The 14,080-nt window shown below is 68.3% G+C and carries 16 protein-coding genes; 6 read left to right on the forward strand and 10 right to left on the reverse strand.

Annotated elements, in window-relative coordinates:
- Nucleotides 1-45: 45 nt before the first annotated feature.
- Nucleotides 46-834: a hypothetical protein gene (locus tag PIB44_RS10690; RefSeq protein WP_134581332.1), complete on the reverse strand. Its 789-nt coding sequence runs from the start codon at nucleotides 832-834 to the stop codon at nucleotides 46-48.
- Nucleotides 831-1,601 carry a class II aldolase/adducin family protein gene (locus PIB44_RS10695; protein WP_025977602.1) on the reverse strand — a complete coding sequence of 257 codons (771 nt, stop codon included), beginning with the start codon at nucleotides 1,599-1,601 and terminating at the stop codon, nucleotides 831-833. The genes PIB44_RS10690 and PIB44_RS10695 overlap by 4 nt, the downstream gene beginning before the upstream one ends.
- A 160-nt stretch (nucleotides 1,602-1,761) precedes the next feature.
- Here PIB44_RS10695 and PIB44_RS10700 point away from each other — a divergent pair, with 160 nt between their 5' ends.
- Genes PIB44_RS10700 through PIB44_RS10710 form a run of 3 tightly spaced genes read left to right on the forward strand, consistent with a single transcriptional unit; the run spans nucleotide 1,762 to nucleotide 4,213 of the window.
- A complete protein-coding gene (locus PIB44_RS10700) occupies nucleotides 1,762-2,865 on the forward strand; it encodes a DUF2336 domain-containing protein (protein WP_278069358.1) in 1,104 nt (367 codons plus the stop codon).
- A 31-nt stretch (nucleotides 2,866-2,896) separates the two neighbouring features.
- Complete coding sequence (locus PIB44_RS10705; protein WP_025977604.1) at nucleotides 2,897-3,676, forward strand: NAD kinase; 780 nt, start codon at nucleotides 2,897-2,899, stop codon at nucleotides 3,674-3,676.
- A 60-nt stretch (nucleotides 3,677-3,736) separates the two neighbouring features.
- Nucleotides 3,737-4,213, forward strand: coding sequence for an Hpt domain-containing protein (locus PIB44_RS10710; protein ID WP_134581334.1), 477 nt, complete (start codon nucleotides 3,737-3,739; stop codon nucleotides 4,211-4,213).
- Nucleotides 4,214-4,264: 51 nt separating this feature from the next.
- Here the strand turns inward: PIB44_RS10710 and spbR are convergent, their stop codons facing one another.
- Together spbR and PIB44_RS10720 are read right to left on the reverse strand one after the other, a co-directional pair.
- Nucleotides 4,265-5,404 carry a SpbR family protein gene (gene spbR, locus PIB44_RS10715; protein ID WP_253122337.1) on the reverse strand — a complete coding sequence of 380 codons (1,140 nt, stop codon included), beginning with the start codon at nucleotides 5,402-5,404 and terminating at the stop codon, nucleotides 4,265-4,267.
- A gap of 90 nt (nucleotides 5,405-5,494) precedes the next feature.
- On the reverse strand, nucleotides 5,495-6,292 hold the full coding sequence (locus PIB44_RS10720) for a transglycosylase SLT domain-containing protein (protein WP_025977607.1): 798 nt from the start codon (nucleotides 6,290-6,292) through the stop codon (nucleotides 5,495-5,497).
- Nucleotides 6,293-6,442: 150 nt separating this feature from the next.
- Here PIB44_RS10720 and PIB44_RS10725 point away from each other — a divergent pair, with 150 nt between their 5' ends.
- Complete coding sequence (locus PIB44_RS10725; protein ID WP_278069359.1) at nucleotides 6,443-7,183, forward strand: energy transducer TonB family protein; 741 nt, start codon at nucleotides 6,443-6,445, stop codon at nucleotides 7,181-7,183.
- Here the strand turns inward: PIB44_RS10725 and PIB44_RS10730 are convergent.
- Both PIB44_RS10730 and PIB44_RS10735 read right to left on the reverse strand, forming a co-directional pair.
- Nucleotides 7,180-8,202, reverse strand: a complete 1,023-nt coding sequence (locus PIB44_RS10730) for an NAD(P)/FAD-dependent oxidoreductase (protein WP_278069360.1) — start codon at nucleotides 8,200-8,202, stop codon at nucleotides 7,180-7,182. The genes PIB44_RS10725 and PIB44_RS10730 overlap by 4 nt on opposite strands.
- A gap of 52 nt (nucleotides 8,203-8,254) precedes the next feature.
- Nucleotides 8,255-10,099 carry a phosphoenolpyruvate carboxykinase (GTP) gene (locus PIB44_RS10735; RefSeq protein WP_278069361.1) on the reverse strand — a complete coding sequence of 615 codons (1,845 nt, stop codon included), beginning with the start codon at nucleotides 10,097-10,099 and terminating at the stop codon, nucleotides 8,255-8,257.
- 209 nt (nucleotides 10,100-10,308) lie between these two features.
- Here PIB44_RS10735 and PIB44_RS10740 point away from each other — a divergent pair, with 209 nt between their 5' ends.
- Nucleotides 10,309-10,944, forward strand: a complete 636-nt coding sequence (locus PIB44_RS10740) for a DUF938 domain-containing protein (protein WP_278069362.1) — start codon at nucleotides 10,309-10,311, stop codon at nucleotides 10,942-10,944.
- Here the strand turns inward: PIB44_RS10740 and PIB44_RS10745 are convergent.
- Nucleotides 10,941-11,432, reverse strand: a complete 492-nt coding sequence (locus PIB44_RS10745; RefSeq protein ID WP_244093376.1) for a type 1 glutamine amidotransferase family protein — start codon at nucleotides 11,430-11,432, stop codon at nucleotides 10,941-10,943. The two genes, PIB44_RS10740 and PIB44_RS10745, sit on opposite strands and share 4 nt — an antisense overlap.
- Before the next feature lie 307 nt (nucleotides 11,433-11,739).
- Between PIB44_RS10745 and PIB44_RS10750 the strand changes: the two genes are divergently transcribed.
- Nucleotides 11,740-12,498 (forward strand): pseudouridine synthase, encoded by a 759-nt coding sequence (locus tag PIB44_RS10750; protein WP_253122324.1) that lies wholly within the window; start codon nucleotides 11,740-11,742, stop codon nucleotides 12,496-12,498.
- On the opposite strand, the gene PIB44_RS10755 is transcribed toward PIB44_RS10750, so the two are convergent.
- From PIB44_RS10755 to PIB44_RS10765, 3 genes are all read right to left on the reverse strand, one after another.
- A complete protein-coding gene (locus tag PIB44_RS10755) occupies nucleotides 12,488-12,790 on the reverse strand; it encodes a winged helix-turn-helix domain-containing protein (RefSeq protein WP_134581340.1) in 303 nt (100 codons plus the stop codon). The two genes, PIB44_RS10750 and PIB44_RS10755, sit on opposite strands and share 11 nt — an antisense overlap.
- Entirely contained in the window at nucleotides 12,787-13,236 is a 450-nt protein-coding gene (locus PIB44_RS10760; RefSeq protein ID WP_278069363.1) for a hypothetical protein, read from the reverse strand. Before PIB44_RS10760 ends, PIB44_RS10755 begins: the two co-directional genes overlap by 4 nt.
- A gap of 80 nt (nucleotides 13,237-13,316) precedes the next feature.
- Nucleotides 13,317-14,078: an ATP12 family chaperone protein gene (locus PIB44_RS10765; RefSeq protein ID WP_278069364.1), complete on the reverse strand. Its 762-nt coding sequence runs from the start codon at nucleotides 14,076-14,078 to the stop codon at nucleotides 13,317-13,319.
- Nucleotides 14,079-14,080 lie beyond the last annotated feature (2 nt).

A 14,080-nucleotide genomic window follows, 5' to 3' on the forward strand; every position in this document is an offset into this window, starting at 1 on the left:
TATCTGTAACGAGGGTCCTCTCTGATTCCGTCGCGCAAATTTGCTTCAAAAGCGTCGCCAAATTCCGATAACGGGCCCCTGCCCCGCAGGAGTTTCGCGCCCTGCGACCGCCGTTCGCCAGCCGGCCTGCAGGCTCCAATCGCCGAGTCGTCGCACGACTGATGTTTCCAGCGAAAGCCAGCGCGGCCCGTCTTTATCCGCCGCTCCGGCATAGGCCTGGCCCAGCAGCAGCCAGTCCGGCGCGAGATACAGGCCCGCCGTCACGTCCAGCCGCGTCTCGTCATTCAGCCCCGCGCGCCATAGCCGCGCCGCCTGCGCCTCGATGAAGCCGCCCTGCCCGTCGGCGCCCAGGCTGCGCCCCGCCATCACCCGCGCCTCCCAGTCGTGATCGCCGGCGCCGGGCGGCGCATAGCCGGCGTTGCGCCCCTCGCCGCCCTGAGCGTAGCCGACATAGACGGCGGCGGCGTTGCGCGTATCGCGATAGGCCTGCCAGCGCACGCCGATCTCAATCGGGCCGCGTCCCTGATAGTCGACGAAGGCGTCGCGCCCCTGTTGCCACTCGCCCTTCATCTGCAGGGTGAAGCGGTCGTCCAGCCCATACTCGGCAAAGATGGAGAGGGAGCGGTCCAGCCGGTCGTGCGACAGGTCAACCCGTTCGCCATCGGAAGTGAAGGCCTGGTCCGCGCGGATGGTCTCATATTTGACGATCGCCTGCCCTTCTCCCTTGGGCAGGTTCCAGGCGCCCGCATGGGCCGGGCAGCCGACAGCGATGCACGCCAGACCGGCCAGAAGGCCGATCGGGCTGCGCCTTGATCCGCCCCCCAGCGGCCTCACGCGTCGTAGCCGGGCGATTTTCGCTGGAGCTGACGCAGAGCGCCGGGCCAGGCCAGGGATGAGACGAAGCCGATGCCGCGTCCCTGTTCCTTGGTCTCGGCTTGAGCGGCGTCCGGGGCGATCAGGACATTGTCGCGACCGGCCGACAGGGCGGCGACCTGCTGGGCGCAGGCGCGTTCCAGGAAGAAGATGCCGACCCAGGCCTGCGCCGCCGTGTTGCCGACCGCCATCGTGCCGTGATTGCGCAGCAGCATCAGCGACCGGTCGCCCAGGTCCGCGACCAGACGCTCGCGCTCGTCATGGTTCAGCGCCAGGCCTTCATAGCCGTGGTAGGCGACCTGATGCTGCAACAGGCAGGCGTTCTGGCTGATGGGCAGCAGGCCGTCCTTCTGGGCCGCCACCCCGACGCCGTTCACCGTGTGCAGGTGGATGACGAAATGCGCGTCCTCGCGCGCCGCATGGACGGCCGAGTGGATGGTGAAACCCGCCGGATTGATGAAGCTGTCGGTCTCTTGGACAATGTTGCCGTCCAGATCGACCTTTACCAACGACGACGCTGTAATCTCGTCGAAATACCAGCCGTAGGGATTGATCAGAAAATGCGTCTCGGGCCCCGGGACGCGGGCCGAGATGTGGGTGAAGATCATGTCGTCCCACCCGTGCAAAGCCACCAGCCGATAAAGGGCCGCCAGTTCGACGCGCGTGCGCCATTCGTCTTCCGAAACCCGCCCCTGCAACGAGGGCGCCCCGCTTATCCCATCCGCCATGACCACTCCCCTGATCAGCGTTCAGGTGAACGTCCCCCCGGCAGGCGTCGGCGTCAAGACGCAAGGCCGCGCTTTCCCAAGACTTCGTTAACCCTGTTTTCACAGCCCCGCCTCAAGGTGCCTTCGCCTCAGGGGCAGGCAGTTCTTCCGCGAGGGCGACGTGGAACCCACCAATGTGACGCGCAACGGACCGCAGACGCACGGCGCCCTGCCTCTGAACAGTCTTGAACAACTGGTCGACCTGGCGAAGGGACAGCCGCCGGAGCGTCAGCACGGCCTGCTGATCGGCGTGGCGGATCTGTATCGCTCGACCGGAGGGCGCGATCGCGCGCCCCAGGCGCTCGGCGACGCCTTCATCGCTCTTGTCCGTGTGGTTGAGGCGGATATTCGCCAGGCCCTGTCGGAACGACTGGCGGATGCGGATTGGGTTCCCGTCGCCCTGGTGCGAATGCTGGCCGCCGACGCCATAGAAATCGCCCGCCCGGTCATCGCGGCCAGCCCCCTGCTGCAGGACGACGACCTTTTGACCCTGCTGGCCGAGGCGTCGCTAGATCACCGCATCCAGGTCGCGTTGAGGCCTGGCCTCGGCGCCGCCGTCGCCCGCGCCATCATCAGCGCCGACGATCCGACCGTGCTGACGGCGCTGGCCTCGAACCGCACGGCGGCCCTGGGCGCCGAAGGCATGAGCCGACTGGTCAGCCGGTCGCGGGAACTGGCCGCCCTGCGCGCGCCCCTGGCCCGCCACCCGCAGATGACGCCTGAACTGGGCGCGCGCCTGTATCAGTGGGTGGGCGAGGCCCTGCGCCAGGCCATCATGGACCGCTTCACCCTCGATCCAGCGCGGCTGGCCGAGGCGGCGCACACCGCCGCACAGGAAACCGCGCCCGCCGACGTCGCCGCCGCCCGCCTGACGGCCAAGCTTCAGGCCTCGGACCAGCTTCGGCCCGCCACCCTGATCCGCGCCCTGCGCGAAGACCGACTGGAGGTCTTCATCCACGCCCTGAGCCGCCTGGCCCGGTTGGATCTGGATCAGGTGCGTCGCGCCTTGCGGGCCGACACCGCCCGCCCGCTGTTTCTGGCCTGCACCGCTGCGGGCCTCGATCGCGCGGCCTTCCCTGCAGTCCTGAACGAGGTGCGGCGGATGAACAACGGCTTCCCGCATGATCCCGATGGCGGCGACTGGCGCCTGGCGCATCGCTCGGCGGCGCAGGCGGCCTATGAATTCCAGCTGCTGATGGCGCCTGAAGACGGTCATCCCGTTTGACAGGCGGCCCCGGCTCCGCTTGCCTAGGCTGGTGAGCCAGCCCTTCCGCCCCACCGCCGTCACCTTCCTCGCCAGCGACCGGCCCGAGGCCGAAGAAGCGCGCCTGCGGCTGACCGAACGCTATGGCTCCGTTCCCGTCGCCGAGGCTGAGGTGATCGTGGCCCTGGGCGGCGACGGCTTCATGCTGGAAACCCTGCACAACAACCTGCAATTGCAGACGCCGGTTTACGGGATGAACCGCGGCTCGGTCGGCTTCCTGATGAACGACTATGAGGAAGACGACCTGCTGGACCGCCTGATCCAGGCGGATCGCACCGTGCTGCATCCGCTGCAGATGGACGCCTGGACCGAGAGCGGTCAGGTCCACAGCGGCCTGGCGATCAATGAGGTCTCCCTGCTGCGCCAGACGCGCCAGAGCGCCAAGCTGCGCATCAGCATCAACGACAAGGTGCGGTTGGAAGAACTGACCTGCGACGGCTGTCTGGTGGCGACGCCGGCGGGATCGACCGCCTATAATCTATCGGCGCACGGGCCCATCATTCCCCTCGATGCGCCCAGCCTGGCTCTGACCCCCATCAGCGCCTTCCGTCCCCGGCGCTGGCGCGGGGCGCTGCTGTCGCACACGGCCCGCGTCCGCTTCGAGGTGCTGGAGGCCGACAAGCGCCCCGTCAGCGCCACCGCCGACAACTTCGAAGTGCGGCGCGTCACGCGCGTCGAGGTGCGCGAGCGTCGCGACATCGCCCTGACCATGCTGTTCGACGCCGGCCGGTCCTATGAGGAGCGCGTGATGGCCGAGCAGTTCGCCTCCTGAACGTCACGATTTTTTAGAACTCTCGCGGCAGATTGGATTTTACAGTTCAGGAGTCCGCCCGTGAGCAATTCGTCCAACGTCTTTCGCCCGCCCAACGCCCTGCGCGCCAAGGTGGGCGGCGGCTTCGGCGGTATTGACGCCAACGCCATCGCCAAGGCGGAAGAGGCGCTGAAGGCGATGTCGTCCCAGTTCGGCCAGTGGCTGCAGGACGAACTGACCAAGCTTGATCAGGCCCAGGCCGACATCCGCGCAAAGGGCTATACGGCCGAAACGGCCGAGGCGCTGTATTTCCGCGCCCATGATCTGAAAGGCCTCGGCGCGACCTATCAATATCCGTTGGTGACGCGCATCGCCGGCTCCCTGTGCCGGATACTGGACGACGCGGACAAGCGGCTGCAGGCGCCCCTGCCCCTCGTTGACGCCCATATCGACGCCATCAAGGCCGTGGTGCGCGATGAGATTCAAACCGACGAACACCCGGTGGGACGCGATCTGGCCGAGACGCTGGAAGCGCGGGTGGCCGAGCATCTCGGCTGAGGCCTTAGTCTCGTAGATAACGAAGGGGCGTTCGGTCGGACGCCCCTTTTTCTATGCCGCGCCGGCCGCTGCCTGCATCTCGGGCGCCGGGCGATCCAGACGCTCCATCAGATAGGCCAGGTCTTCGCGCGCGGCGTCGGGACGCTGGCTGAGGAAGCGTTCCAGCATGCGCTGACGGAAGCGCTCGCCCGAAGTGTCGCCGCCCTCGGCCTGAAGCGCGCGCCAGGTGTCCACGCCCGCGCGGAACGCCTGAAACAGTCGCGGCGGCATCCCCGCCCGGTCATAAAGGGCCTTGAACCCCAGCGGCCCCGCATCGTGCACCATCAGCCAGGCGCGGTGATGCGGCGTGCCGGCCAGTTCGGCCAGGGCGTGCTCCAGCAAACTCATTTGCCCGCGCGCCAGCGCCCTCAGCAGCAGCGACGGCGTCAGCGCCTTTCGCCCATACAGGCGTGCGACGAAGGCAGGCAGGTCGGTCGCCGTCCGCGCCTGATCGATCAGGTCCACGGTCGCCCGCTCCCGCGCGAAATCGGCGAACCGAATGGCGGTTTCAGGCGCCAGGGCGTGGCGGGTGATCAGATGCTCGCGCGCGGCGTCGGCGGCGAGGTCCACCAAACGCTGGGTCACCGACAGCGGCAGAACCTGGCGATAGGCCAGAGCCGATACGATCTCCGGCGCATGACCGAAGCGATCGACCACCACGCCCAGCGCTTCCTCGGACAGGTCGGCGTTGTCGTTGGCCGCCAGGGCCAGCACTGCCTCCTGTCGCCCCTCGGCGGCCAGGACGGTCGCCACATCGCGCGGCACCTTTGGACGGGAGGCCACGGCGGCCTGACGCAGCGCGCACCCGGCGCGGACGATCTCGATCAGATCATCGTCGGAAAAGACAGGCGAGCAGTTGATGACCGGCAGGGCCACGCTGTCCACATCGGCCGCCAGGCGGCGCGCCACGTCGCGCGGCATCAGGCTGGAGGCCTTCAGCGTCACCGCCAGGGCGCGGCGCACCAGTTCAGCCGCATCGACGGCCAGCACTGTGAGAATCTTCTGCGCCGCGGCCCGTTCGGCCTCGTCCAGCGTCATGCGATCGATGCTGCGCAACAGCTTGTGCGCCGCCGCCGCCCGTTCGTCCTCGACGTCGGACTTGATCAGGCGCCGGATGTCGCTTTCCGTCAGGCGGGCCCGGTAGGCGGTCATGGATGAGGCTCAGGGCGGCGAAGAATCAATCGTCACCCATAGCGTTACATAGTTAAAGCCTCGTTAGGAATAACGGCCGAACAAAGGTCTTCAGACCGACCTGTCCGGCGGCGGTCCATAGGCGCCGCCGAAGCCGCCACCCGTCCCCTGCCCGTCCTGACCCAGCAGCAGGGCCAGCAGGCCTTGATCCTGCTTCAGACGATCCAGTCGCGCGGCCAGCGCGCGCTCCTTGTCGCCCAGTTCGGGTCCAGCCTTGACGGCGCCGACGCCTGCGGCAGGCGCGACCTCGCCCGCCGTGCGCTGCAGATTGGCGTGCACCTCGGCCACCGATACGGCCCGACCGTTGCGGTAGAAAATCGAGCGGTTGGCCGAGGCGGCTTCCGGGAACAGGGCCGCGGCGCTGGACTGGGGCCGCGTCTGCATGGCCTCCATCAGCTTGGCCGCGCCCGCCGGGCCGAGGAAATGCGCGGCGTAAAGCTCGCCCCCGTTCGGCTCGCGTCCCGTGCGGCCGCGCAGATAGGCGGCGTTGGAGGCGGTCAATTCGCCGGCCATGGTCGAGGCGGCGTGGGGGTCGAAGCGCAGGTCCAGCACGACATTGCGGGCCGAGCCCCGCACCTGCCAACGCCCGTCGCCGCCCTGATAGATCAGGTCCGCATACTGGCCGTAGCCATGCTTGGCGCCGTGCCGCTTCACCGTGCCCAGCCAGGTCTGCTCGATGAACTGAAACAGGCCAGAGGCCGAAGACGTCGGCGCCCGCGCATTGGGGTTCATCGCGCTTTCGCGACGCGCGGTCTTCATCAGAAAGTCGAAGTCCACGCCGGTCGAGGTCGAGGCGCGCCGAATGGCCGCCTCCACGCCGCCGGATGATGGAATCGCTTTCACGCTCATGTGTGAACGGTCGCTAACCTAGGTAAACCAAACCTTAACGCAGCAGCGTCGCCATTAACAATTCGAAGCGCCACAATAAGGCCGCAAGCCAAGCGCGAACTTCGTTCCGTGGGGCGCTGGGGAGGGCCCGCGACAGGAGGCGCGTAAGTCATGATGATGCGTATCGCGGGCGGCCACGGCGTGGTCAGCCCCCTCGACTTCCAACAACGCCGCAAGCCGCTGTCCCCCTTGATGTGGGCGATGATCGGCGCCTCGGCCCTGGTCCACGTCGGCGCCGGCGTCTGGCTGTATCAGCAACGGTTTGAAATGGCCGAAGCCCCGCCCGCGCCGGCAGAGCCGCCGCCCACCATCATCGATCTGATCCGTCCGCCCTTGCCGCCCAAGCCGCAGACGACGCCCCAGGCCTCGCCCGCGCCGACGCCGCCGATCCACCGGCCGACGCAGGTCACGCCCAGCGATGTCGCCCCTCTGGAGGTTCCGGTCGCCCCCGTCGTCAGCCATGACGCCGGGCTGGCCATCAACATCACCGCGCCTGCGGCCGAACCTTCGACCGGAACGGCGGTCACGCCCGAACCGCCCAAGCCCGCGCCGGTCATCACCCAGCCTGACTGGGTGCGCAGGCCCACGGCGGAGCAGTTGATGCGCGCCTATCCGTCCGCCGCCGAGGCGCGCGGCGTCGGCGGGGTGGCGGAACTGTCCTGTCTGGTGCGCGTGGACGGCAGCCTGACCGGCTGTTCGGTCACGTCAGAGACGCCGGGCGATCAGGGGTTCGGCCGGGCGGCGGTCAGCCTGAGCCGCTACTTCCGCCTCAGCCCGCGCACGGTGGACGGACAGGCTGTGGACGGTGCCCGCGTCACCATGGCCATCCGCTTCGACCCGCCCAAAGACTAAAGAAACCGCGAGGGATGGAGGGTCGGCTCGGCGACGGGCCGACCCTCTGTCGCATCGGCGATGACGGCGCCGACCAGCGGCCCCAGCAGCCAGCCGTTGCGTCGCGGCCCCAGCGCGACATACAGGCCGGGCGCGACCTGCCCCGCCATCGGCAGGCCGTCCGGCGTCGTCCCCCGCACCCCTGCGCGCCAGTCGATGCTCAGCGGGCGCGGCGTCTGCCCCAGCACCTGCCATGCCGCCGCCAGCATGGCTTCGCAGCGCGCGGCGTCGGGGGTCAGGGACCGCTCGCCCGGCTCCATCGTCGCCCCGATCACGCTGCCCTCGCCCATAGGCGCGACATAGGCGCCCGGCCCGCGCACCACATGGTCGACCAGAGCCTCCGAAACCAGGCCGATCTGGCCGCGAACAGGCGTGACGAGCGCCACGAGCGCCTGAGCCTCGGCCGGCAGGCCCGCCAGCGCCGGTTCGGCTCCGGTCGCCAACACCAGATGATCGGCGCGGAAGGCCCCCGCCGGGGTCTCGACGCGCCAGCCCTTGTCGTCTCGCGCCACGCGCTGCGCCCGCGCCTCGATCAGAGTCAGCCCCTGCGCCAGGGCGGCCATGGCCTGAGGCGGATCGACCTTGGCGTCCTCGTGCGTGGTCAGGCGCGCATAGGCTTCGTCGTAGTCATGCTGAAAACCCAGCGCCTTCATCCGCGCCGCCAGTTCGGCGACGTCCCCGCCGCGCCATTCAGCTACATCGCCATACAGGCGCACGCCGGTCGCCTTGGCGAAGGCTGGCCAAAGGTCGCGCGCTCGCCGCAGCACCTGCGCCGTTTCCGGCGACAGATCATCGATGGCGCATTCCATCCCGGGCGCGATCATGCCCGCCGCCACCGCCGAGGCGTTGACGCCGCCGGGGTCGACCACCGCCACGCGGCGTCCGCGTCGCCTCAGCTCCGCGGCCACGCACAGGCCCAGAGCGCCCGCGCCAATGACCACGGCGTTGAAGGAAGGTTCGGGAGAATTAGAAAGGGGCACGGGATGTCCTTCGACCTCCCGCGCCCCGATTTCAACCGTCGATGGCGGTGTTTTATTCAGCAGCCAGCTTGGCCGCGCGCGCCTCTTCCAGACGCTTGGTCAGGGCGGCGTGCTGGTCCCACAGGGCCTTGGGCAGGCGATCGCCGAACTTCTCATAGAAGGCGGGGATCAGCGCCGCTTCCTCGGTCCAGACGTCGGCGTCGACATCCAGCAGGATCTTCAGATCGGCGTCTGACAGCGTGAGACCCGACAGGTCCAGGGCATCCTTGGACGGCACGCGGCCGACCGGGGTGTCCACGGCCTCGGCCTGGCCTTCCAGACGCTCGACGATCCACTTCAGCACGCGGGCGTTATCGCCGAAGCCCGGCCACACGAACTTGCCTTCGTCGTTCTTGCGGAACCAGTTGACGAAGAACAGGCGCGGCAGCTTCGCGGCGTCGGTCTTCTGACCCATCTTCAGCCAGTGGCCGAAGTAGTCGCCCATGTTGTAGCCGCAGAAGGGCAGCATGGCGAAGGGGTCGCGGCGCAGTTCGCCGACCTTGTTCTCAGCCGCGGCGGTGCCTTCCGAGGCCACGGTCGACCCCAAGAAGACGCCGTGCTCCCAGTCGAAGGCTTCCGTCACCAGCGGCACGGCCGAGGCGCGGCGGCCGCCGAACAGGATGGCGTCGATCGGCACGCCCGCCGGGTCTTCCCACTCAGGCGCGATGGACGGGCACTGACCGGCCCAGACCGCGAAACGCGCGTTCGGGTGGGCGGCGGGCTCGCCCGAGGCCGGGTCGTGCGGCTGGCCCTTCCAGTTCGTCAGGCCTTCGGGCGCTTCCTTGGTCAGGCCTTCCCACCAGACATCGCCGTCGGCGGTCAGGGCGACATTGGTGAAGACGGTGTCCTTGGCCAGCGTCTCCAGCGCGTTCTTGTTGGTGTTGCGGCTGGTGCCCGGCGCCACGCCGAAGAAGCCCGCTTCCGGGTTCACGGCGTACAGGCGGCCGTCGTCGCCGAAGCGCATCCAGGCGATGTCGTCGCCGACCGTCTCGGCCTTCCAGCCGTCCAGCGCCGGCTGCAGCATGGCCAGGTTGGTCTTGCCGCAGGCGCTCGGGAAGGCGGCCGCCACATATTTCGACACGCCCTCGGGGCTGGTCAGCTTGAGGATCAGCATGTGCTCGGCCAGCCACCCCTCGTCGCGGGCCATGATCGAGGCGATGCGCAGGGCGTAGCACTTCTTGCCCAGCAGGGCGTTGCCGCCGTAGCCCGAGCCGTAGGACCAGATTTCGCGCGTCTCGGGGAAGTGAACGATCCACTTGTCGTCGTTGCAGGGCCACGGCACGTCGGCCTGGCCCTCGGCCAGCGGCGCGCCCAGGGTGTGCACGGCCGGGACGAAGACGCCGTCGGCGCCCAGCATGTCCAGCGCGCCCTTGCCCATGCGGGTCATGATGCCCATCGACACGGCGACATAGCCGCTGTCAGTGATCTCGACGCCCAGGGCGGAGATCTTGGAGCCCAGCGGTCCCATGCAGAACGGGACGACATACATCGTCCGGCCCTTCATGCAGCCGTCGAACAGGCCGTCCAGACGGGCGCGCATCTCGACCGGATCGGACCAGTTGTTGGTCGGGCCGGCGTCAGCCTCGTCCTGCGAGCAGATGAAGGTGCGGCTCTCGACGCGGGCCACGTCCTTGGGATCCGAGGCGGCGTAGTAGCAGCCGGGGCGCTTGGCCTGATCCAGTTCCTTCAGCGTGCCCTTGCCGATCAGGTCGGCCACGATGACCGACTTCTCGGCGTCCGAGCCGTCGCACCAGTGAACACGGTCCGGCTTGGTCAGGGCGGCGATCTGCTCCACCCAGGCGACAAGGCCCTTGTGTTCGGTGGGCGCCGGATGGAGTCCGGGAATCGATTGCGTCACGTCTTGCTCTCCTGAAGCTGCGCGCGCCGATCTGTCGTCGCCGTCACGCAATAAGCTGATCACGCTGTGTTACGCGGGCAATGAACCCGACGGGACGTAAGGTCAACCGCTGCACGTTTCATTCCCCCGTTATCCGGGCCAGGCCGCCCACGCGCACAATTAAATCGTCAGAGCGCGCCCCAAGGGCTATCTCCTTCGGCGTGAAGACAATGGATTCTGCAATATCGACATCGGCCGGCACCCCTGACGCTCTGATTTCGCCGGCAGCCGAACGCAACAGCGCGGCGATACTTCAGGTTCTGCGCGCCCATCTGCCCGCCCAGGGCCGGGTGCTGGAGATCGCCGCCGGATCGGGTCAGCACGCCGCCGCCTTCGCCGCCGCCCTGCCCGGCCTGGACTGGATCCCCAGCGACCCCAGCCCTCAGGCCCGCGCCAGCATCGAGGCGTGGCGGGCGCATACAGGCGTCGCAAACCTGCACCCTGCACAGCCCGTCGACATGCTGGACGACGCCAGCTGGCCGTCGGAGCGGCTCAACGCCATCGTCTGCATCAACATGATCCACATCAGCCCGTGGACGGCGGCCGAAGGCCTGATGCAACTGGCCGGGCGGTCGCTGCTGCGCCCCGGTGGGCTGCTGTACCTCTACGGCCCCTATCGCGAGGCGGAGGTTCCGCTAGCGCCGTCCAACGCGGCCTTCGACGAGAGCCTGAAGGCGCGCGATCCGGCCTGGGGCCTACGCGACCGGGGCGAGGTCGAAACGCTCGCCCGGTCGCATGGCCTAGCCCTGACGCTGCGGCGAGCCATGCCCGCCAACAACCTGAGCCTGATCTTCCGCCGGATTTAGATGGCGGCGACGACGGCCGTCAGTTCGGCGCGGTCGTTCAGCAGGGCGACCTTGCCGTCGCGGAAGGCCGCGCCCGGCGCATCGGCGGCTTGGCCAAAGATTTCGGCCGTCAACGCCACGCCGTCGGCGAAAGCCAGAACCGGCAGTCCCTGCGCCTTGGCCAGGCTCACCAGCGCCTTGACCTGAACCAGGCCGGCTTCGTCCGAGTCGCCGCCCGGAACCACCACGCCCTGAACACGGCCGCCGGTGATGTCGTCGGCCGTCGCCGTGGCCAGAACCGTCAACCCGCCGGAATTCAAGCTGCCCTCGCCCGACGAGATCGGAGCCAGCGACACGCCTTCAAAGCGCAGAGCGGTCTCCATGTCCCCCAATTCGCCGAAATCCATGCCCTTGCGCATGATCAGGCCGAAGCGCAGGCGGGTCGGTGCGGGGCGGTTGCCGTATTGGCGGGAACGAGGGCCGGTCGCGGTCTTGCGTTGAGCGTACAAAACGTCTCCTTCAAAGGTTATCGATCAATATTCGCGGACAGTTCCTAAAAACCGTCGCGCCCTGCGTGTCGAAATTCGGTCAGACACGGCAAACGTCGCGATCCGAATCGATCGGCAGCGAACGTGTCAAAATCATCAGGGTGACTGCTGATATAGGCTTATGATGCTCAAGGTCAACTTGGCGACGAAAACGTGACCTGAAACACAAAGGCGGAAAATCTGGGCTCTGGCGAGCGGCGGCCAGCCTTGCCTGAGCCCACAACCCCGCCCTACACAGCCGATCGCATCGCAGAGAGTCAGTCAGCTCATGGCCTTCGTCCGCACCTATGACGGCGCAGAACCCGTCCGCATCAACAAATGGCTGGGCCAGACCGGCGTCTGCTCGCGCCGCGAGGCCGAGGGGCTGATCGCGGATGGCCTGGTCAGCATCGACGGCGAGGTGGTGCGCGACGCGGGCCGCAAGATCGAACCGGGCCAGACGTTGACCCTGAACGACAAGGGCGAGGCGGCGCTGGCGGCGGGCGTCGCCATCCTGCTGCACAAGCCGGTCGGATACGTCTCGGGCCAGCCGGAACCCGGCAAGATCCCCGCCGCGCGCCTGTTGACCGCCGCCAACAAGGTCGGTGAAGGCGAAGTCCCGGCGCGCGACGCCTCCCTGCCCCCGGTCGGCCGGCTGGACGAGGATTCGCGCGGCCTGCTGCTGCTGTCGTCGGACGGGGTGGTGGCCAAGGCGGTGATCGGGCCACAGTCCGATCTCGACAAGGAATACCTGGTCCGGGTCGCCGGTCAGGTGACGGAGGCCAAACTGTCCCAACTGCGCCACGGGCTGGAGCTGGACGGCCGCCAGCTGAAGCCCGCCCGCGTCACCCAGATGGAGCCCCAGCGCCTGCGCTTCCTGCTGCGCGAGGGCCGCAATCGCCAGATCCGCCGCATGTGCGAACTGGTCGGGCTGGAGGTCGTTGACCTCTATCGCATCCGCATCGGCCCGGTGAAGCTGGGCGACCTGCCCGAAGGCCGCTGGCGGATGCTGACGGCCGACGAGCGGGCGGCGCTGATCAAGGGCTGATCGGCGCCGTCATGGCCGCCAGGCGGCTCAGCTCGGCGACATGGGAGGCGAAGGCCGCCTTGCCCGCCCCGGTGAGGCTGAGCCAGGTGCGCTGCCGCCCGCCCTGCGCCGCCTTGCGGACAGCAAGGTAACCGGCCTCCTCCAGCGTCTTCACGTGTTTCGACAGGACGGAGTCCGACACCTGAATGGCGTCGCGCACCACCGCGAACTCGGCTTCGGCGGCGGATAGGATGGCGCAGATCTGCAGCCTGCCCGGCGCATGGATCACAGGATCGAAAACCGGCGGCTTCACGACAGGCTCCGCACGTCGATGCGGTACAGGCGCATCCACACCCTCATGCCGACGACGCCCAGAGCGGCGGCCGCCAAACCGTTGGCGAAGGGAACCCAGACGACGCCCTGCACCCGGCCGAACCAGATGCTGACGCCCATCAATCCCATCAGGATCGCCGCCAGGCCAAAGGCGGCCCAGCGGGCGCGACGCGGTGCGTATCCGTTCACCCAAACGCCTGTGCGATCCTGCCAAACCCGCATGATCGTCGCCAGAATGGCGATGGCGACAACCACGCAGGCCATCCCGATCGCGGTCGGGAAGCCCTGCCCCGCCACCAGAAGCCCGCACGACAAAGCGTAGCCGGCGTCATACCACCACGGCCAATAGTTCATCTTTCCGAGCGCCTGTTCGCGCGTCTGGAGAATCTGCTCCAGAGCGGCCTTAGCGTCTTGCGTATCTGACATGGATGAATCCCTCACTTTCCAGAACGGAAAATGAAGATGGCTTTCCACTTCGTCAAGTCATAACTTTCCAGGACGGAAAGTTATCTGAGCGCCTCGAACCACCGCTGCAGCAACGCAGCTTCGGCGCGGTGAGCAGCGGTTCGGGCAGCCGCCTCTTCGTCCACGCCCCAGCGCTCCTCGGTGAAGGCTTCGTCCAGCCGCGACAGGTCCAGCGCCGTCTCGCCCGCCAGCGCCCCGCGCTGCACCGCCAGCCCCAGCACCGCCGAGCCGAACAGAGGCACGGCCGTCGCCAGCCCGGTCAGGGCGAAGTCGTCCATCTCGAGCGCCAGGGCCTCGACCCGCGCCAGAGCCTCCGGCGCCTGCGGCCGATGGATGATGCCCTCGACCGGTTGCAGTTCGACCCCCAGTTCGCGCGCGGCCCAGTCGCGCCACGGCCCCCACTCCGCCTGCTGGCGCTCGATCAGCCCCGACGGCGTCTCGGCCAGGTAGCAGAGCACGTCCGACCCGGCGTAGCGGGCGATCTCTTCGGCCACGGGACCGCGCGTCTGGCTGACCCGGTCGATGGCGGTCGAGGCCAGACGGGTGGCGGGCATGGTGGCCGGCAACAGGTGCTCGCCCTGATCGTTCCACTCCTCGGCCACCAGTCCCGCGGCGGTCTCGGTCGGCAGGACGATGGCGTTTCCGGCCGGCGTCTTGGGCGCGCGGCCGTCCAGCAGGACGATCCAGCCGCTCTCGCGGGCTTCGACCCCGGCGGCCTTCCAGAAGCGCTTGATGCGCTCCTCGGATTCACGGAAGCCCTTCTGGGCGGCGACGTTGGGATCAAGCGGAGGAATGTGGGACATGA

Origin of the sequence: Brevundimonas sanguinis (genome assembly GCF_029636725.1) — a bacterium.
Classification (GTDB): Bacteria; Pseudomonadota; Alphaproteobacteria; order Caulobacterales; family Caulobacteraceae; genus Brevundimonas; species Brevundimonas sanguinis.

Excerpts from the sequence above, each read along its gene's own strand:
- PIB44_RS10695 (WP_025977602.1), bottom strand. The coding sequence starts at position 1,601 with ATGGCGGATGGGATAAGCGGGGCGCCCTCGTTGCAGGGGCGGGTTTCG.
- spbR (WP_253122337.1), bottom strand. The coding sequence starts at position 5,404 with ATGACCGCCTACCGGGCCCGCCTGACGGAAAGCGACATCCGGCGCCTG.
- PIB44_RS10720 (WP_025977607.1), bottom strand. The coding sequence starts at position 6,292 with ATGAGCGTGAAAGCGATTCCATCATCCGGCGGCGTGGAGGCGGCCATT.
- PIB44_RS10725 (WP_278069359.1), top strand. The coding sequence starts at position 6,443 with ATGATGATGCGTATCGCGGGCGGCCACGGCGTGGTCAGCCCCCTCGAC.
- PIB44_RS10740 (WP_278069362.1), top strand. The coding sequence starts at position 10,309 with ATGGATTCTGCAATATCGACATCGGCCGGCACCCCTGACGCTCTGATT.
- PIB44_RS10750 (WP_253122324.1), top strand. The coding sequence starts at position 11,740 with ATGGCCTTCGTCCGCACCTATGACGGCGCAGAACCCGTCCGCATCAAC.
- PIB44_RS10760 (WP_278069363.1), bottom strand. The coding sequence starts at position 13,236 with ATGTCAGATACGCAAGACGCTAAGGCCGCTCTGGAGCAGATTCTCCAG.
- PIB44_RS10765 (WP_278069364.1), bottom strand. The coding sequence starts at position 14,078 with ATGTCCCACATTCCTCCGCTTGATCCCAACGTCGCCGCCCAGAAGGGC.